The 17,541-nt window shown below is 64.9% G+C and carries 17 protein-coding genes; 10 read left to right on the forward strand and 7 right to left on the reverse strand.

The features are described from left to right. The first annotated feature begins 15 nt into the window (after positions 1-15). On the forward strand, positions 16-978 hold the full coding sequence (locus tag H535_RS25365; protein WP_051299238.1) for a sugar-binding transcriptional regulator: 963 nt from the start codon (positions 16-18) through the stop codon (positions 976-978). Beyond that, positions 979-2,412: a xylulokinase gene (gene xylB, locus H535_RS0113285; protein WP_026819938.1), complete on the forward strand. Its 1,434-nt coding sequence runs from the start codon at positions 979-981 to the stop codon at positions 2,410-2,412. Between the two features lie 69 nt (positions 2,413-2,481). Here xylB and H535_RS0113290 read toward each other — a convergent pair whose 3' ends face one another. Further along, positions 2,482-3,972 (reverse strand): mannitol dehydrogenase family protein, encoded by a 1,491-nt coding sequence (locus H535_RS0113290; RefSeq protein ID WP_035769556.1) that lies wholly within the window; start codon positions 3,970-3,972, stop codon positions 2,482-2,484. Between the two features lie 333 nt (positions 3,973-4,305). Here H535_RS0113290 and H535_RS0113295 point away from each other — a divergent pair, with 333 nt between their 5' ends. Continuing rightward, positions 4,306-5,247, forward strand: coding sequence for a diacylglycerol/lipid kinase family protein (locus H535_RS0113295; RefSeq protein WP_026819940.1), 942 nt, complete (start codon positions 4,306-4,308; stop codon positions 5,245-5,247). Positions 5,248-5,272: 25 nt separating this feature from the next. Here H535_RS0113295 and H535_RS0113300 read toward each other — a convergent pair whose 3' ends face one another. Continuing rightward, complete coding sequence (locus H535_RS0113300) at positions 5,273-5,488, reverse strand: hypothetical protein (protein ID WP_051299242.1); 216 nt, start codon at positions 5,486-5,488, stop codon at positions 5,273-5,275. Positions 5,489-5,619: 131 nt separating this feature from the next. Between H535_RS0113300 and H535_RS0113305 the strand changes: the two genes are divergently transcribed. Continuing rightward, a complete protein-coding gene (locus H535_RS0113305) occupies positions 5,620-6,048 on the forward strand; it encodes an arsenate reductase ArsC (RefSeq protein WP_026819942.1) in 429 nt (142 codons plus the stop codon). A 22-nt stretch (positions 6,049-6,070) separates the two neighbouring features. Here H535_RS0113305 and H535_RS0113310 read toward each other — a convergent pair whose 3' ends face one another. Together H535_RS0113310 and nirD are read right to left on the reverse strand one after the other, a co-directional pair. Further along, positions 6,071-6,814: a sirohydrochlorin chelatase gene (locus tag H535_RS0113310; RefSeq protein WP_051299243.1), complete on the reverse strand. Its 744-nt coding sequence runs from the start codon at positions 6,812-6,814 to the stop codon at positions 6,071-6,073. Continuing rightward, the gene (nirD, locus tag H535_RS25370; RefSeq protein WP_081416678.1) at positions 6,811-7,260 is read right to left on the reverse strand and encodes a nitrite reductase small subunit NirD; all 450 of its coding nucleotides are present in this window, start codon (positions 7,258-7,260) and stop codon (positions 6,811-6,813) included. The genes H535_RS0113310 and nirD overlap by 4 nt, the downstream gene beginning before the upstream one ends. 252 nt (positions 7,261-7,512) lie before the next feature. Between nirD and nirB the strand changes: the two genes are divergently transcribed. The 4 genes from nirB (at position 7,513) to H535_RS0113335 (ending at position 13,632) form a co-directional block, all read left to right on the forward strand. Further along, the gene (gene nirB / locus H535_RS25375) at positions 7,513-10,275 is read left to right on the forward strand and encodes a nitrite reductase large subunit NirB (RefSeq protein ID WP_051299245.1); all 2,763 of its coding nucleotides are present in this window, start codon (positions 7,513-7,515) and stop codon (positions 10,273-10,275) included. Then, positions 10,275-11,333 carry a uroporphyrinogen-III C-methyltransferase gene (gene cobA, locus H535_RS25380; RefSeq protein ID WP_051299247.1) on the forward strand — a complete coding sequence of 353 codons (1,059 nt, stop codon included), beginning with the start codon at positions 10,275-10,277 and terminating at the stop codon, positions 11,331-11,333. The genes nirB and cobA overlap by 1 nt, the downstream gene beginning before the upstream one ends. Continuing rightward, positions 11,326-12,426, forward strand: a complete 1,101-nt coding sequence (locus H535_RS0113330) for a uroporphyrinogen-III synthase (protein ID WP_026819944.1) — start codon at positions 11,326-11,328, stop codon at positions 12,424-12,426. Before cobA ends, H535_RS0113330 begins: the two co-directional genes overlap by 8 nt. Positions 12,427-12,651: 225 nt before the next feature. Further along, positions 12,652-13,632, forward strand: a complete 981-nt coding sequence (locus H535_RS0113335) for a hypothetical protein (RefSeq protein WP_026819945.1) — start codon at positions 12,652-12,654, stop codon at positions 13,630-13,632. A gap of 389 nt (positions 13,633-14,021) precedes the next feature. Here the strand turns inward: H535_RS0113335 and H535_RS0113340 are convergent, their stop codons facing one another. From H535_RS0113340 to H535_RS0113350, 3 genes are read right to left on the reverse strand one after another with little or no spacing between them, the layout of a single operon-like run. After that, complete coding sequence (locus tag H535_RS0113340) at positions 14,022-15,173, reverse strand: low temperature requirement protein A (protein ID WP_026819946.1); 1,152 nt, start codon at positions 15,171-15,173, stop codon at positions 14,022-14,024. A 14-nt stretch (positions 15,174-15,187) separates the two neighbouring features. Beyond that, complete coding sequence (locus tag H535_RS0113345; protein WP_026819947.1) at positions 15,188-15,517, reverse strand: hypothetical protein; 330 nt, start codon at positions 15,515-15,517, stop codon at positions 15,188-15,190. A 51-nt stretch (positions 15,518-15,568) separates the two neighbouring features. Then, positions 15,569-16,324: an SDR family oxidoreductase gene (locus H535_RS0113350; RefSeq protein ID WP_026819948.1), complete on the reverse strand. Its 756-nt coding sequence runs from the start codon at positions 16,322-16,324 to the stop codon at positions 15,569-15,571. Positions 16,325-16,390: 66 nt separating this feature from the next. Between H535_RS0113350 and H535_RS25385 the strand changes: the two genes are divergently transcribed. Together H535_RS25385 and H535_RS28440 are read left to right on the forward strand one after the other, a co-directional pair. Next, complete coding sequence (locus H535_RS25385; protein ID WP_035769559.1) at positions 16,391-17,101, forward strand: TetR/AcrR family transcriptional regulator; 711 nt, start codon at positions 16,391-16,393, stop codon at positions 17,099-17,101. Positions 17,102-17,109: 8 nt separating this feature from the next. Next, positions 17,110-17,388: a GNAT family N-acetyltransferase gene (locus H535_RS28440; RefSeq protein WP_245580313.1), complete on the forward strand. Its 279-nt coding sequence runs from the start codon at positions 17,110-17,112 to the stop codon at positions 17,386-17,388. Positions 17,389-17,541 lie beyond the last annotated feature (153 nt).

Genomic DNA, 17,541 nt, shown 5'->3' on the forward strand with positions numbered 1-17,541 from the left:
AGAGAGGGGAAAGCCGTGGCGGATCAGTCCCACGAGGAGCTTCTGGCCGAGATTGGCCGGGCCCACTACCTGGATGGCAAGTCCAAGGTGGAAATCGCCAACGCCCACGGAATGTCCCGCTTCCACGTAGCCCGCCTGCTGGATGAGGCACGCAGCTCCGGAATCGTCCACATCGAAGTCGCTTCACCCCGTCCGGCCGCCCCCGCTGACACGGCCTTAATCGAGGAAGTATTCGGTTTAACCAAGGTCATTGTCACCGACAACTCAACCGATGGCGGGCGCGGCCGGGAGATCCTGGCCGAGGCTGCCGCCGCGGAGCTGTCCGCCCGGGCACGGCCCGGAGCAACGGTGGGCATCGCCTGGTCGCGCACGCTCGCCACCGTGGCCAAGCGCGTGTCCCGACTTCCCAAATGCAACTTTGTCCAGCTCGCAGGTGCGCTTCCTGCCGCCAACGATGGCCATTCCTTCGAAATCCTCCACCGCCTGGGGGTGTTGTCCGGCGGTCAGACCTGGCCGCTGTTCGCGCCTTTGGTGGTCGACGACGCCACGACAGCGGCGAGTCTGCGCAAGCAGACGGAAATTGCCACGGCATTGACCAAGGCGGACACGCTGGACCTCGCCGTCGTCGCCATCGGCGCCTGGTCACCCGGGCTGTCCACGGTCTGGGAGCGGGTCTCGAACGCTGACCGCCGTGAAGCGACGAAGGCCGGAGCGGTGACCGAATGTTCAGGTCGGTTGATCAATGCCGAAGGCATGCCCGTAAAAACCGCGATGGACGAGAGAATAATGGCAGTGACCATCGAACAACTGCAGGCGACCCGGGAAGTGATCGGTGTGGCAAGCGGCCCGGAACGGGCGGAAGCCGTGGCGGCAGCCTGCCGGGCAGGAATTGTCAGCACCCTCATCGCCGATGAGGCGCTGGTCGCAGCACTCTCCGCGCTGGCCGCGGAATCCGATACAACCAAAGGAGCCGGATAAGTGAGCACCGTAATCGGGGTCGATTCCTCCACCCAGTCCTGCAAGGTTTTGACCGTCGATGCCGAATCCGGAACGATCCTCGATTCCGCGACGGCCTCCCATCCGGAGGGCACGGCGGTTGATCCGGGCGCCTGGACAACTGCGCTGCGGCAGGCGTGGCACGACGCCGGAATCGCCGATGACGGCTCCGTCGCAGGTGTCAGCGTGGCCGGCCAGCAGCATGGCATGGTCGCCCTGGACGAGCAGAACCGCCCGGTGCACGATGCACTGTTATGGAATGACACCCGCAGCGCCCCCGAGGCCGCCGAGCTGCACCGCGAACTGGGCAGCCAGGCGTGGATTGACGCGGTCAATGTAGTGCCCGTGGCATCGTTTACCCTGACCAAGCTGGCCTGGCTGGCCAGGCACCGGCCTGAACTGGCCGACCGGGTGCGCCGCGTGGTGCTGCCCCACGACTGGCTGAACTATCAGTTGACCGGCGAATTCTTCACCGACCGCAGCGACGCCTCCGGAACCTGCTACTACTCACCGGTGACCAACGAATACCGCCCCGACCTGCTGGAGCGGTTCTTCGGCACCGTGCCGCGGCTGCCCGCCGTCGTCGGCTCCGGTGAAGCAGGCGGCAGCCTGCTGTCCCAATGGTCGGCAGCTTCGGCTGCCGGGACCGGCCCAAGCGGCAACCGGACCGTCGTGGGAGCCGGTGCCGGGGACAACGCAGGCGCGGCACTGGGCCTGGGATTGTCGGAGGGCGAGGTTGCGGTGTCCGTTGGCACTTCCGGCACGGTCTTTGTCTCCGCGGCTCAGCCGGTGAGCGATCCCAGCGGCGCCGTCGCGGGATTTGCCGATGCGACCGGCCAGCATCTGCCGCTGCTGGCCATGATCAACTCCGCCCGGGTGTTGACGGCGACGGCGGGCATGCTGGGCACCGGGCTTCAGGAGCTGGACCGGCTGGCGCTGGATGCCCCGCTGGACGCCGAGGGGCTGACTCTGCTCCCCTACCTCGACGGGGAACGCACCCCGAACCTTCCGGAGGCGACCGGAACGCTGACCGGAATGCGGCGCACCAACATGACCGATTCCAATCTGGCCCGTGCCGGCGTCCTGGGGGTGTTGAACTCGCTGGCGGACGCCTTGGATCTGCTGGCCGGGCACGGGGTGCCGGTGCGGAAGGTGCTGCTGATCGGTGGTGGCGCGAAGTCGCAGGCGCTGCAGCAGGCGGCGGCGGACGTGCTGCGCGTACCGGTCGAGGTGCCGGTATCCGGCGAGTATGTGGCGCGGGGGGCCGCCCGCCAGGCGGCATGGGCGGCCACCGGCCAGTTGCCGCAGTGGGAACGCCGCATCGAGGCATCGTTCGAACCCGACGCCGACTCCGGCTGGGCGGACGAGGTCCGTGACCGCTATGTTGCGGCCCGCCGGCAGGTGTACGGGGTCTAGCGGCGCTGGCCGGCACAAGAGGAGCGCTCCCGACCACCACTCCCGACCGCCCGGGGGGTCGAGCCGGCCCTATTCGGACGGGTTGACCAACGCTTCGACCGCGGAACGGGCGCCTGCCTGGTGCAGGTTGGACAGCGCCTCGGTGTAGGCGGACACGAACCGTTCGTTGTCGACCAGGTCACCGAACAGCTCCCGGTTGGCGATGAAAGCCAACGGATCTTCGCGTTGCTGCCGGGCGGCCGCCGTCAGAGGCTCGGCCAGCCGGTCGACCACCTCGATCGGTGCGCCCTCCTCGTCCGTCCCCTCAGCGTAGCGCGCCCAGCTGGCGACGATGCCGGCGGAGCGGAAAATGTCGCCGTCGTTGGCCAAGTTGATCCGCACCACCGGCAACAGCCACTTGGGGATGCGGTCCGAGCTCTCCGCGCACAGCCGCGCCAGCGTGTCCCGGATGTGCGGATTGGAGAAACGCTCGATCAGCGTGTGCTTGTACTGTTCAATATCTATACCCGGAACGGGCTCCAGGGTCGGCTGGCCCTCGAAACTCATGTAGTCCATCAGGAAATTGGCGAACAGCGGATCCTGGCAGACTTCATGGGCGTACCTGTAGCCGGCCAGGTAGCCGAAGTAGCACTGGCCCTGGTGGCTGGCGTTGAGCAGGCGCAGCTTCATCAGCTCGTATGGTTCCACGTCGTCGACCAGCTGCACCCCGAGGTCCTCGAAGGGTGGCCGGCCCAGTTCGAACCTGTCCTCCAGCACCCACTGCACAAACGGTTCACTGACCACGGGCCATGCATCGGTGACGCCGAATTGAGAGGCGATCGCTTCGCGGTCCTCGTCGGTGGTGACGGGGGTGATGCGGTCGACCATTGAGTTGGGAAAGGGCACCTGCTGCTCGATCCACGCGGCCAGCTCCGGATCCTTCAGCCGGGCGAAGGAAGTGAACATTTTGCGCGCCACGTCGCCGTTGCCCTGGATATTGTCGCAGGACATCATGGTGAATGGCCTCAGCCCACGCGCCCGACGTCGGGCCAAGGCTTCGGTGACAAGTCCGAAGCTGGTTGCCGGCACGGCCGCGGGTTGCAGGTCCGCCACAACTGCCGGATTCCGGTCGTCGAATTCGCCGGTGACGTGATGGAAGTTGTAGCCGCCTTCCGTCACCGTCAGCGACACGATTCGGACCTGCGGCGACGCCATGCGTTCAATCACGGCTTCGGGATCGTCCGGCGCATAGAGGTATTCCGCCATTGATCCAATGACGCGCCCATCGCGGTTGCCGTCGGCGTGCTTGGTGACAAGTGTGTAGAGGCAGTCCTGGTCACGCATCACGTCCCGCATCCGCTTGTCGCCGGGCAGTACGCCGACGCCGCAGATCGCCCAGTCGAGCGCTTTGCCTTCGTTCATCAGCCGGTCCAGGTACATGGCCTGGTGCGCCCGGTGAAACCCCCCGACCCCGAAGTGCACGATGCCGACCTGCAGTGCCGATCGGTCGTAGGCGGGAGTGGTCAGATTGCCCGGAAGCCGGGACAAGGCACTGGTGTTCAGCTGGGTTGGAGTCTGCATTGAACCATCCTTCGAAGAGCCACTATGAGCCGAATCTATCATATGAGCGTGATCCACGTCTCATATGAGCGGACATTGCCCTGAGGACGGTTTCGATCGTCGAGAACGGTCCTGATCTCCGAAGGCGGTCCCGGTCGTCCTTCGAGGACGGTCCCGGTCGTCGAGGACGGTTCCGGTCGACGCCGTTCTCGACGCTGCGGGCCGACGTCGGCGTTAAGGACCGCCCTCAGGAGGCCGGACATGCAGCATCCAGCCAGCGACCAGAAACCATCCAGTGGCCTGAGCTAGAGTTGCCCCATTGCCGTACGCGGTTCCGACTTGGCGGGAGGTTACATGTCGGAGAATTTGTTGGTAGTGGTCAATGCATCCGCAGGCACCGCACATCAGAGAGGCGTCGATGCGGCCATGGCCGTGATGCGCGCAGCCGCGGAACAGAACGGAAACTCCGTTGAACTTGCTGCCACGCGGGATCTCGCCCATCTCGAGCAGGCCCTGGACCAGTTGAAAGGCCGCCGGCTGGTGCTGATGGGCGGGGACGGGTCCATCCACGCCGCAGTGCAATGCCTGCACCAGCGCGGCCAGCTTTATGATGCCGGACCCGTCGGCCTGATACCGCTCGGCACCGGAAATGACCTGGCGGGTTCGCTCGGCATCCCGCTCAATCCGGCCCAGGCGGCCAAAACGGTGATGACCGGCCAGACGCGTCCCATGGAACTCTTCGTCAGCGATGACGGCAACATCGCGGTCAACGCAGTGCATGTCGGCATCGGGGCCTCCGCCGCGGCCCGGGGCGCTTCCGTCAAGAGGAGGCTGGGCAAAATCAAGCTGGGAAAACTGGGGTATCCACTGGGCGCCATTGCCGCCGGCTTCAACGAACGAGGCTGGAGGTTGACTGTCAAGGTCGACGGCCAGCTGATCCACGACGATTCAACCCCGGTGCTGATGGCGGCCATGGGGCTGGGAGGGACCGTTGGTGGCGGAGCCCGGCTGATCCCCGACGCAAATCCGCATGACGGGTGCGTCGACGTCGTTGTCTGGGAGTCGGTGGGATCTGTGGCGCGAACGGCCTACGCGCTGGGCCTGAAGAGCGGCAATCACGCGTCCCGCAAAGACGTGCGCACCGGAAGCGGCCAATCCGTGGAAATCCAGGCCGCCGACGACGACACGTTCATGGCCAGCAACGACGGCGAACTGCGCGGACGGTTCAATTACCGCCGTTGGACGATCGAAAACCATGCGTGGCAGGTGATCGTTCCGCCGTCGGAACTGCCGTGAACCACGGTGCCGTCAGCGCCCGAACTCAGTCCACGAATTCCGATTGCGTCTCGATGAACTGCCAGTCCTGCCTGCCCAGCAGCGGCGCCGCGCCACCCTGGTCGCCGGCAGGCCCGCCCGCATCGCGGATCCCCTGGGCAACGTCGTCGGGCAGTGACTCGCTGAACAAGTTGCTGCGCAACCACTCCTTGGCCGGCGTCGGGACCCTGGGCCACCAGGTTTCGATGGGGTTGCTTACCATGCCGCTCCTCCGCTTCACGTAATCTCGGCTTGGCCGATGCTTCAACGGTAGGCAGGCCGGTGTCAGCTAATCAAGGGGTCGGCAGGCTCTGTAAATCGACAGCCGCCCGCCGGGACAGGCATACTCGGACCATGCCAGAGTCCTCCAAGCCCAGTGTGTTGTTCGTCTGCGTCCACAATGCCGGACGCTCCCAAATGGCCGCCGCCTACCTGCAGCACATGTCCGCCGGACAGGTCGAGGTGCGCTCGGCCGGCACGCAGCCGGCAGACGAGCTCAATCCGGTCGTTGTGCAGGCCATGGACGACGCCGGGATGGACCTGTCGGCCGAACGACCCAAGGTGCTCCGGGCCGAGGCAGTGGAGGAGTCCGACGTCGTCATCACCATGGGCTGCGGCGACGAGTGCCCGTACTTCCCGGGCAAGCGCTACTACGACTGGGACCTCGAGGACCCGGCCGGCAAGGATCTCGAAGCGGTGCACCGAATCCGCGAAGACATCAAGGGCCGGGTGCAGAACCTGATGATTGAGCTGTTCCCGGCGCTGCATCCCGATGCCGGGTAAGGCTGGCTTGCTGCAGGTTCCGTCACGGGGCGCTGAAGCGGTCCAACACCACATCCACCACAGCAGGCGGCGGCACGTGTCCCGGAGCCAGCAGCGGTTCGGTGACGACGTCGGCCCCGCAGCCGGCAGCCAGCGAGGCAAAGTATCCGGGAGCCAGCAGATAGCTGGCAACCACGACACGGCCGGCTGGATCCGCTCCGGCCAGTTCACGCCGCGCGGCGGCGACCGCCGTCGCTAAATCCGGCGCGGCTGCGGATATGTATCCGGCGCGGACCGGCTGCCCGAGCAGCGCCGCCAATTGCGCGGCGGTTGTTTCACAATCCGCGACGGCGCGGGCGTCCGAAGAACCGGCACAACCCAGCACAATCGCATCGCCGCTACGCACACCCGCTTCACGGAGCCTGCGTGCCAGCACCTCCGTCAACCGCAGATCCGGCCCCAAAGCCGCGCTCACGGTGGTTGCCGCCCGGGCGTCCGCAGCCCGGGCCAGGTCGACGTGGACATGGTAGCCCGACGACAGCAGCAGCGGCACCACGCGTGCCTGCCCGGACAATGCTTCCAACGACGTCGGAACATCCGGTTGCTGCACGTCCACAAACGCTGCCGATACCTGCAGGTCCGGCCGACGCCGGGCGATTTCCTCCACCACGGCGCTGATGGCCGCCTGCCCGGCCGCCGAAGAAGTTCCGTGAGAGGCTGCCACCAGCGCTGGCGCTGGCCGCAGTTCCACCAGCCCGGTCCATGGCTCGCAGACCACGGCGCTCATGCCGCAGCCCCCGACCGGCCGGGGGTGTCCGGGTTGTCGGGGTGGTCCGGGTGGTCCGGGTGGTCCGTCCTGGCCGAGCCATCCGGCAGGCCGACCAACACGGCCCCATCGGCCACTTGCACCGGAAAGGTTGGCAGCCGCAGGCCGGTGTTGCCTGGGCATTCGCCTGTGTCCAGCATGTACACCTCCTTGTGCAGGGGTGAGGCGAGAGTGGCCCTGCTGCCGCTGTCGCCAACAATTCCGCGCGACATCACGCAGGCACCTGTGGCCGGATCGCGTTGGTCAACCGCATAGATCCTGCTGGGCGAAAGCCGGATGACGGCGATCTGCAGGTTGTCGATCAGGGCGGCCTCGCCCCATGCCGTTTCCAATTCGTCGACCTGGCAGACACGGTGCCACTGGAGGTCAACGGCAGCGGGCGCAGCCTCTGCTGTCAGTGTGGTCATCGCAAATACCCCAATCTGTTGTGTTGCCCGTTGGTACACGCATCAATCTAGGCACCGGATGTTTCGACTAATGCCGCGCCGGGTAACACCGGAGTAAAACAGTCCTCACACACTGGCACCACGCAGTGATGGAAAACGTCAACTGCCGGAAACACAAGGGCAACAAGCCCGCAATCGCGCTCATCTAGGTTGGATTCAGCTTCGCCGCATAATCGGCAGGAGCCCACTTGTTCCGCGACCCGAAGGCCAACCATGACTCAGCATCCAATCCGCCGCATCGTCGTCGCCGGCGGCGGCCCCGCAGCTCACCGGTTTGTGGAGGCCATGTGCTCCCGCGACGCGACAGGCATATCCATCACCGTCCTGACCGAGGAGGCGCACCAGCCATACGACCGCGTCGCCCTGAGCTCGGCGCTGACCGACACCGGCGTGGACCTGGCCTTGGGCGAACCGGACCTGTGGGTCACAGGTGGCGTCAACCTGGTGACCGGTGCGCGGGTGGTCGATCTTGACCTGCAGACGCAAGAGGCCATCACCTCCGACGGCGGCCATTATCCCTACGACGAACTGGTGCTGGCCACCGGATCCAATGCCGCCACCCTGCCCATTCCCGGCAACGAGCACACCCACGTGTACCGGACGCTGGAGGACGTCTGGACCATCAACGCCCAGGTGAAAGAGCTGACGGCTTCCTTGGGCCGCACCATCAATGCGGTGACCATTGGCGGCGGGCTGCTGGGGCTGGAAGCAGCCGCCGGGCTGCAGACTCTCGGTGCCAACCCCGTGGTGATCGACGGCGGAAACTGGCTGATGGGCACGCAGCTCGATGAAGGCGCAGGCCAGGCAATGGGGCGGCTGGTCGCCGACAAGGGACTCGAGGTCCACGGCGGCGTGTTCCCCTCATCAGTGATCACGGATCCCGACGGCGGACAGGTGACCGGCGTCGAAATGGCCGACGGGCGGGTGATTCCGGCCGACATGGTGGTGGTCTCCATCGGCGTCCGTCCCCGTGATGATATCGCCCGTGCCCTGAACGGCAGGGCCAAGACAGCAGCTGCCGAAGCAGCGGGCAAGACCCCCGAGGAACTGGCCGATGAGGACTACGATCCCGTCTTCCGGATGGGGGCCCGCGGCGGGATCGTCATCGACGAAACCTGTGCCACCGACGTCGACCATGTGTGGGCCGTCGGCGAAGTGGCCAACTTCGACGGCAAGAGCGTGGGCCTGGTGGCCCCCGCCAACACGATGGCCGAAATCGTCGCCGACCGGCTGCACGGCGGAGACGCCGCCTTCGAAGGATTCGACACCGCGACCAAACTCAAGCTGTCCGGCGTCGACGTAGCAAGCTTCGGGGACGCCTTCGCCGCCGGGGACGGCGCGTTGGAAATCGTCTACGCGGACCCAGCCCGCGGCGTCTACCAAAAGGTGGTGGTCAGCGACGACGCGACGACGCTGCTGGGCGGCATCTTCGTGGGAGACGCCGCCCCGTACACTTCGCTGCGGCCGCTGCTGGGACGGGAACTGCCCGCAGAGCCCGGAGCCTACCTGTCTGCCGCCGGCGGTGACGCGCCGGATACCGAACTTCCCGACGACGCCGTGCTGTGCTCCTGCAACAACGTATCGGCCGGTTCCATCCGTGACGCCGTCAACGGCTGCGGCAGCTGTGAAGGCGACTCGCCGGTTCAGGAACTGAGCGCCTTGAAGGGATGCACCAAGGCCGGCACCCAGTGCGGCTCCTGCGTGCCCATGCTGAAGAAGCTGCTCGAAGGGGAACTGACCAAATCCGGCATCACCGTCTCCAGGGCGTTGTGCGAGCATTTCGAACTCTCCCGTGCGGAGCTGTTCGAGGCAGTCCGCGCGGTGGGACTGACCTCCTCCGAGCAAATCCTGACCCGGTTCGGCACACCGGTCGAGGTGGCACAGCCCGGCGGCGACACAATCCAGCAGGCGCCACTGGGGTGTGACATCTGCAAACCGGTACTGGCGTCCATCCTCGCCTCACAGCACACCGAATACCTGCTCGACGGCGGCCGGGGAACCCTGCAGGACACCAACGACCGGGCGCTGGCCAACATGCAGAAGAACGGCACTTATTCTGTGGTGCCACGTATCCCTGGCGGCGAAATCACGCCGGAGAAGCTGGCCGTCATCGCCCGCGTCGCCGAAACATACGGCCTCTACACCAAGATCACCGGCGCCCTGCGGATCGACCTGCTCGGCGCGCGGCTGGAGCAACTGCCTGAGATCTGGAAAGAACTGGTCGAGGCCGGTTTCGAATCCGGACACGCCTACGGGAAGGCGTTGCGGAACGTGAAATCCTGCGTCGGTTCCACGTGGTGCCGTTACGGGGTGCAGGACTCGGTGGCCATGGCCATCGAACTCGAGCTTCGCTACCGCGGGCTCCGGTCGCCCCACAAGCTGAAGATGGGGGTATCCGGATGTGCCCGTGAATGTGCCGAGGCGAGGGCCAAGGACGTCGGGGTGATCGCCACCGCCGACGGCTGGAACCTCTACGTCGGCGGCAATGGCGGGGCCAATCCCGCGCACGCCCGGCTGCTCGCCAAGGACCTGGACGATGCCACGTTGATTCAGTACATCGACCGCTACCTGATGTACTACATCCGCACCGCCGACCGCCTGCAGCGCACGGCGCATTGGCTCGAAGACATCCACGGCGGGCTGGACCACGTCAGCGACGTGGTGATCAGTGATTCTCTGGGCATCGCCGCTGATCTGGAGCAGGCGATGGCACGCCACGTGGATAACTACCAGGACGAATGGGCCGCCACCTTAGAGGACCCGGAGCGGTTGCGCCGCTTCCGCTCCTTCGTCAACGCGCCGCAGGAGAAGGACGAGTCCATCGTCAATGTCAATGAGCGGGGTATGAACCGGCCGGCCACAGGTGCCGAAGCTGCCGCCGCGTACGAGGAGGGGATGGTTCCGCTCGGGGCCACCATCCCGGTCCGGTCAGGCGCAGCGGAAGCGGCAGCAGCGGCAGAGCAGGTGCGGTCCTAATGCTGCTCACTGTTGAGCTTCGTGATCAAACTGTCCTGGTCGCCGGCGCCGCGGCTGCCGCGGCCCGGAGCATCCGCCGCTATCAGGCGGCCGGCGCCACCGTACGCACCCTGAATGCCCCGGGCGGCTTCCTCCCGCGGATGCTCGAAGGCGTCGCGCTGGTCACCGTGGTCGACGACGCGGGCGCGATGGTCGACGCCGGCGAGGACGGCGGCCGCTGGGCCACAGTGCGGTCGGAGTGCCGGAAACGCGGAATTCTGGTGACCCGCGACGAGCCGGCCGCTCCCAGCGGCTCAGTGACACTGGCCGGCGGCGGTCCGGGCAGTGACGATTTGCTCACGGTCAGGGCCCTGGCGGCGCTGGCCGATGCCGACGTTGTCTTCCACGACAGGCTTGCGCCATGGTCGCACCTGGAGGAACTGGCCGGCGGGGCGGAACTGGTCAATGTTGGCAAGAGCCCGGGACATCACCCGGTCAGCCAGGCCGATATCGAGCACCAGATGGTGGCAGCCGCCCGGGCGGGACAAAACGTCGTGCGGCTCAAGGGCGGCGATCCGTTCGTCTTCGGCCGCGGCGGCGAAGAAGTCGCCGCCTGCACCGCGGCCGGCATTCCGGTCACAGTGGTGCCGGGTGTGACCAGTGCGGTGTCGGTACCAGCGGCGGCGGGGATCCCCGCCACCTGCCGGGGCGTCAGCCACATGTTTACCGTCATCTCAGGTCATGCGCCGTTAACTGACGACGAACATCAACACCTGGCCGGACTCGGGGGCACAATTGTGGTGTTGATGGGTGTGGGAACGCTACCCCAGCTCGCGGCCGGGCTCCGGAAGGCAGGGATGAGAGCCGATACACCGGTTGCCGTCGTCGAAAGCGGTTACAGCCACGCGCAACGGACCACCGTCTCCGATCTGGCCGGCATTGTCACCGCGGCGGGAACGGCCGGCTGCGCCCCGCCGGCCGTGCTGGTGATTGGCGACGTCGTCCGCCAGGGCCGCGATTGGCAACAACACCTCCCCGGCCCGCCGGGTACACCGGAACCGCGGTGGACGCATGAATGACGCGGTCATCTCCGGATTCCGGATCGGCGTCACTTCCCACCGGCGCTCTGAAGACCTGATCGAGGCGCTGGAACGGCGCGGCGCCACGGTGATCCATGCCCCGGCGATGAAGATTGCTCCGGTGGCCGAGGATCTTCCGCTGACCCGGGACACCGAGGCGGTCCTGGCCGCGCGCCCGGACATCACCGTGATCACCACAGCTTACGGTCGGCGCCGCTGGACAGAAGCGGCCGATGCCGCCGGTCTGGGTGAATACTTGGTTGAAACCCTTGACAGATCGCGGATATTCGTCCGTGGTCCCAAGGCACGCGGGGCCGTGCGTGCAAATGGACTGGACGACGCCGGAATCAGCGCCGACGAGCGGACATCCACCTTGGTCGACATGCTGCTCGCCGAGCCGCTCCGGGGCCAAACCATCGCCTTCCAGCAGCACGGATACGCCGACTTCGAACAGCTGGAGCGGCTCCGTGCCGCCGGGGCCCGGGTGCTGACCGTCGCCCCCTACCGATGGTTCAAGCCGGAAGGAGCCGATGACAAAGTCCCGCAGCTGATCGAATCCATATGCGCCGGCCATCTCGACGTTGTCACCTTCACCAGTGCGCCGGCCGTCGATGCCCTCTGGAGCACCTCCCGGGAAATGGATCTGTCCGGCCGGCTCACGGCTGCCTTCCAAAGCACAGTGGTGTCGGCCGCCGTCGGCCCCGTCACCGCGCAACCTCTCATCGACGTCGGCGTGGAGCCGATCATGCCGGAGCGCTACAGGATGGGAGCCCTCATCCGGCTGGTGGTGGAGCACCTGTCCGAGCACGGGGTGCAACGTTGCGAAACCGCCTTTGGGCAGGTGGAGGTGCGGGGCGACACCGTGACCGTGGCAGGGACCAGCTGCTACATGCCGCCTGCCCCGATGGCCGTCTTCCGTGCCTTGGTCGCGGCCGGCGGGGCGGTGCTGAGCCGCGATGCGCTGTCCGACCGACTGCCGGCTGGTTCCGGTGCCCACGCCGTCGACATGGCTGTCAGCCGGCTGCGTACCGCGCTGCCCGAGCCCAAGCTGATCGCCACCGTCGTCAAGCGTGGCTACCGCCTGAGCGTCTAGGCTGAGCCAATAGCGGTGCTCCCGACGAAGGTACCCATACCACCCAAGACGGTGGTCCGCGCCCAAAACGGTGGTCCGCACAGCCATTCTCGACAGGAAGGACCGTTCCCGGCCCGAGGATATCGGAGTGCTGCGGATCAACGTTCCGACTTCGGGCAGTGACGGTTATCCACAGCCGGGCCCTTACCCATCCGCTGAAGCACGCATTGGCGGAAGACTGAATGCATGTCACACCGAAAAGTCATGCTGGACATTCAGCGCTCCTGGCCGCAGTTCGACGTTGTCACAGCCCGGGAACTTACTACCGCAGGCATTGGCGACAAGCTTCGTCGGGCCGGCGTGAAGTTAGGCGTTCTCTACAAATTGCGACGCGGGGCGTACGTCCGCGCGGACTTATGGGACGGGGCCACACTCGCGATGCGCGAACTGATGCGCATTCGTGCACATTTCCTTTCAACACCGCACGCAGGCGTCTATACCCACGCCACCGCAGCCCGATTGCACGGGCTGCACGTATGGGACGTGCCGCCGCTGATCCATTTGAGTCAACCATTCGCCTCGACCCGCTCGGCCCGGGGGCCGGACACGGTGACCTATCATCAGCATCTTGACGCCGCCGACATCGTCACGCTGAACGGTCCGCGTGGCGAACGCTACGCGGTTACCAGTCCCGAACGAACCGTGGTCGATTGTGCCCGGACATTGGAAGAGCACCGGGCAGCAATCATAGGCGATCACGCTCTCCGTGAGGGGGCAGACTGGGAACAGATGCATTCTCTACTGCGGGCGATGACGGGCACCCGCGGTATACGCAAGGCACGTTCCGTCGTCGCGGCTCTGGACGGGCGATCTGAGTCACCGGGCGAGACTCGTACCAGGTTGCTCTTCCGTTCCTTCGACGTCCCGATGCCGGAGCCCCAGATTCATGTGCGAAGCAGAGTGGGACGCCATCGCGGGGACTTCGGCTGGCGGGGATTGAAGCTGATCGCCGAATTCGACGGGAAGTCGAAATACTTCGAATACCATCCGACGGATGAGGCGATTTACGCTGAACGACGGAGGGAGAGGGCCCTGATGGAGGAGAATTGGAGCTTTCTTCGAATCGAATGGCGCGATCTGTCACGACCGTGGGAGTTGAAGGCACGTCTGCTCAGGGCTATGCAGAGGGCTGCTGCCTGGAGCGGAATAAGAGACAACGCGGGGTGATTCATGCGCGCAGGCTGCTTTCGGCAGCAGTCACAAACGGCGATACTACGATGGCCGGCCACTGCAAGGATGGAGTTGTCGGCGGTCTTCACCCACGAGAACGGGCCGAGTCACCGGCGGTCTTCACCCACGAGAACGGGCCGAGTCACCGGCGGTCTTCACCCACGAGAACGGGCCGCAACGTCGACAACGGTGGTGACCGCAACCGTTCTCGACAGCGAACACCGTCCTGCTTCAACAGCTCGAAAACCGACGCCAAGGAAGCGCGGGAGCTTACCGTGCAATGTGGCGTGGACTGCGTGACAGGGACCGTTCGACTTGGATGCTCTGTCCTGAGCAGTTGATCACCCAGTCTGCCGGGCAGCTGCGTAGGAGCCGGAAGTGTGAGGTCAGTTCCGCCAGCGCCGACCCCACGCGGTCAATGCCGCCAGTCCACCCGTGACAGCGAGAACTGACAGGCTCAGCACTATAGTCGGCAGCATGTGTGCGGTAAGCACACCGATGATGCCGATGACAACCAGGATCCCCGCGGCGATAAACCGTGATTGGGCCAAGTGTCCGAAGCGGGACCGGAGGAACAGCACGTTCCCGAGCAGGTAGACGAGAGGGCCGCCGGCAGTGACGATGACGATTGCAGTGGTGAGGTGCTCATGCGACAGGCGCAGCTCCGTGGAGACGGCGACGAGGATCGCGCCAAGCACCATGAAGGCATGGGCATAGGCATAGGCCGACCGCAGTGCCGACGTCGAACCGCTCCCGCCCCGCACGTCATGCCCGGCCAGTGCGAAATAGTTCCACCACAGCACGAAGAGGCCCGCGAACCCGAGGAAGAGACTGAGCGCGAGTGAAGGATCGAAAACACCCTCATCGACAATCGTGCCGCCCATGAGCAGGATCGATTCGCCCAGGGCGATGATGAACACCAACCGATTGCGTTCAGCCAGGTGATTCGCGTCGGCGTCCCACAAATGCATGGGAGCGCCACCCACGCCGGGCACCCGGTAGTGGGCCATAGGTGCCGCATAGTCGACGACCACTGCCAAGACCCATACGAGCATTCGGAGTTCCGGGTCGAGGAATGCCCCGGCAACCCACAACAGGCCGGCCGCCAGCGTCCAGATCAGCAGCATCTTGTAATTCGTGGCCAACTGCTGTCCGCGGAAGGCGGCCATCATGAAGACCGGGCGGGCGATGCCCATGAACAGATAGCAGCCGACGAACAGCCAGACCCCGTCCCCGAAAGCGGACGGGATGGCGACCGACATGCCGAGTGCTGCGAGCATCAGGACGCCGGTCAACAGTTGTACGGCGGTGCGTGAGGGATTCAGCCAGTTCATCGCCCAGGCGGTGTAGTTCCATCCCCACCACACGGCGGCGAAGACGATGAATGTTTCCGCTGCACCTTGCCAACTCAGGTGTTCGAGGAGCAAGTGGGAGAGCTGGACGATGGCGAAAACGTAGACCAGGTCGAAGAACAGCTCGACCGGGCCAACTTCAGAGCGCTTCTCCGCCGGGCGCCCCAGCGCAGATTGAACAGTCATGATGAGGAGATCTTTCAGCCCTCGCGAATGGTCATCGATGCCAGCTTGTCACCGGCGACTTGGAAGTCGAAACGGGACAGACCATTGGCGTGGGTACTCCGCCAGTCACCGACTACTGTGACGACGTCGTCATCCGCAGTGACCTGCTGCGGAGTCAAAATGCCGTTGGCGCCGATGAACTCCTTGTCACTCCAGCTTTTGATGGCCTCCCGGCCGGTGAATATCCTCCCCCAGTCGTCAACGAAACCATCGGAAGTGAAGGCGTCGAGGAAACCGGCGTCGTCGTTACGGTTGACGGTGTCAATGAACGAAGCCACCGGCTCCGGAATTTTTATATCGCCCATGGACTCAATCCTTTCATCAGTAGGGCTGCCCTGGACAGCAGGTGGCGCTGATCAGCGGGTCGTGTAACCGCCGTTGGCGAAGATCGTCTGGCCCGTGATCCACCAACCCTCTGTCGCCAGGAACCGCACGATTGGGGCAATGTCTTCGATCTGGGTCAGCTGATTGCCCATGGCCTGCGACTTGTGGAACTCGACCCGTTCCGGGGTTTCCTGTGGGTAGAAGAAGGGGGTGTCCATCGGCCCGGGCGCCAGTGCAGTGACCGAGATTCCACGGTCGGCAAGTTCCTTGGCCGCCGCCCGGGTGAAGTGTTCGACGGGCGACTTTCCACCTGCATAGGTGGAATAGCCATCGGTGAAAGCAGCCAGCAAAGCTGTGACGATGGTGATAATTTTGCCGCCGTCGGCAACTGACTTGCCGGCTTCCTTCATGAAGAAGTACGCGGCCTTGGAGTTGATGTCGAACATCGAGTCATACTCTTCTTCAGTCGTCTCTGCCATCGGCTTGCGCAATACCTTGCCGACGGTGTTGACCGCAACATCGACCTTGCCCAGGGCGGCCTCAGCGTCGGCAAAAAGCTTCTCCACATGTGCCGGCACGGTGAGATCACCAGAGAGGGTCACACCCCGGCGGCCCGCGGACTCCACGGCCGCGAGTGTTTCTTCGGCCGCAGGTTTCGTCGACGCCGAGTTGTAGTGGATCACTACATCGGCACCGGCTTCAGCGGCCTGGCGGCTGATCAGCCCGCCCAGGTTCTTGGCACCACCAGCGACGAGAACAACCTTGTTTTCCAGCGTTGTGATCGGCATGTGTCTCCTTCTTCTGTTTCACTGATCCATTGAATCTGTATCGAAGCTATACACTACTATAGCAATGTGACAGAGAAACGCAACATCGATACACGGCACCGGCTCCTGGAAGCTGCGGCCGGGCTCATCGCCGCAGCTCCAGGCAAAGACGTGCCGCTGCGGACGATCTGTGAAAAGGCCGGTGTCAAACTGCCAACCCTGTATCACTTCTTCGGCAGCAAGGATGGCCTGCTCGATGCGGTTATCGAGCACGGATTTGATCTCTACATGGGCGTAAAGGGATCGCACGAAAGCAGCGGGGACCCTATTCAGGACATCCGCGATGGCTGGGACGCCCATGTCGCATTTGGTCTCGCCAACCCTGGCTTCTACGCCCTGATGTATGGTCAGGTCGCGCCCGGAAGCCGGCCGGCGGCCCAGGAACGCCCCACAAAGGTGCTCAAGGAATTGGCGATCAAAGCTGAGCAGCAGGGGTTGCTCGTCGTTACGGCCGACCAGGCAACGGCGCACATCCTTGCGGCGAACATCGGCGTCACGCTCCGCCAAATGACCAATGACGCTCCGGACCCTTCACTGTCGGGCGCTGCCCGCGAAGCCACCATCGCCGCCATCACCGGAACACACCCTCTGACGGGGACGGATGACCGGGCCGAGGCCGCATCGGTCCTGCTGTCCAAACTCGCGAATGGACCTTCTGAGTTGCCGGAACCGGAAATGGCGCTGCTGCGCCACTGGCTCATCCGGCTGGCCCGGCCGCAGAGTGGGACTTCTGCGTAGGGTTAAGGATTCATACCGACGAACGGACGAATTCGCACCATCCGGAGCCACACACGGTAACAGTTGATTCTTCAGCAGCCAGGTTCGATGGAATGCGCCGGCATTGGGAAGAGTACGGTTTCGGTGTTTGGGCCGTCTTTACCCAAGCGGAACCGGACACCCTCATCGGTTTCACGGGACTCTCCCACAGGAATGTTCATGGCCGCGACGCCCTCAACCTCTATTACCGGTACGATCCGGCGGCATGGGGCAAAGGATACGCAACCGAAGGTGCCCGGAAGCAGTAGCGCAGGCGGATGGGCTCCTCCCTGGCCTTCCCGTCCTCGCATACACTTCCCCGGATAACACTGGATCGCAAAGGACAGCTTTGGCCGCAGGCCTGTCCAGGCGCGGGGACCTTGACGTCGATAATGGCCCATTCGTGGACGTATACCTCGCCC

This window comes from Arthrobacter castelli DSM 16402 (genome assembly GCF_000430705.1).
Lineage (GTDB): Bacteria > Actinomycetota > Actinomycetes > Actinomycetales > Micrococcaceae > Arthrobacter_C > Arthrobacter_C castelli.

Excerpts from the sequence above, each read along its gene's own strand:
- H535_RS0113290 (WP_035769556.1), bottom strand. The coding sequence starts at position 3,972 with ATGCAGACTCCAACCCAGCTGAACACCAGTGCCTTGTCCCGGCTTCCG.
- H535_RS0113295 (WP_026819940.1), top strand. The coding sequence starts at position 4,306 with ATGTCGGAGAATTTGTTGGTAGTGGTCAATGCATCCGCAGGCACCGCA.
- H535_RS0113300 (WP_051299242.1), bottom strand. The coding sequence starts at position 5,488 with ATGGTAAGCAACCCCATCGAAACCTGGTGGCCCAGGGTCCCGACGCCG.
- H535_RS0113305 (WP_026819942.1), top strand. The coding sequence starts at position 5,620 with ATGCCAGAGTCCTCCAAGCCCAGTGTGTTGTTCGTCTGCGTCCACAAT.
- H535_RS0113310 (WP_051299243.1), bottom strand. The coding sequence starts at position 6,814 with ATGAGCGCCGTGGTCTGCGAGCCATGGACCGGGCTGGTGGAACTGCGG.
- nirD (WP_081416678.1), bottom strand. The coding sequence starts at position 7,260 with ATGACCACACTGACAGCAGAGGCTGCGCCCGCTGCCGTTGACCTCCAG.
- nirB (WP_051299245.1), top strand. The coding sequence starts at position 7,513 with ATGACTCAGCATCCAATCCGCCGCATCGTCGTCGCCGGCGGCGGCCCC.
- cobA (WP_051299247.1), top strand. The coding sequence starts at position 10,275 with ATGCTGCTCACTGTTGAGCTTCGTGATCAAACTGTCCTGGTCGCCGGC.
- H535_RS0113330 (WP_026819944.1), top strand. The coding sequence starts at position 11,326 with ATGAATGACGCGGTCATCTCCGGATTCCGGATCGGCGTCACTTCCCAC.
- H535_RS0113335 (WP_026819945.1), top strand. The coding sequence starts at position 12,652 with ATGTCACACCGAAAAGTCATGCTGGACATTCAGCGCTCCTGGCCGCAG.
- H535_RS0113340 (WP_026819946.1), bottom strand. The coding sequence starts at position 15,173 with ATGACTGTTCAATCTGCGCTGGGGCGCCCGGCGGAGAAGCGCTCTGAA.
- H535_RS0113345 (WP_026819947.1), bottom strand. The coding sequence starts at position 15,517 with ATGGGCGATATAAAAATTCCGGAGCCGGTGGCTTCGTTCATTGACACC.
- H535_RS0113350 (WP_026819948.1), bottom strand. The coding sequence starts at position 16,324 with ATGCCGATCACAACGCTGGAAAACAAGGTTGTTCTCGTCGCTGGTGGT.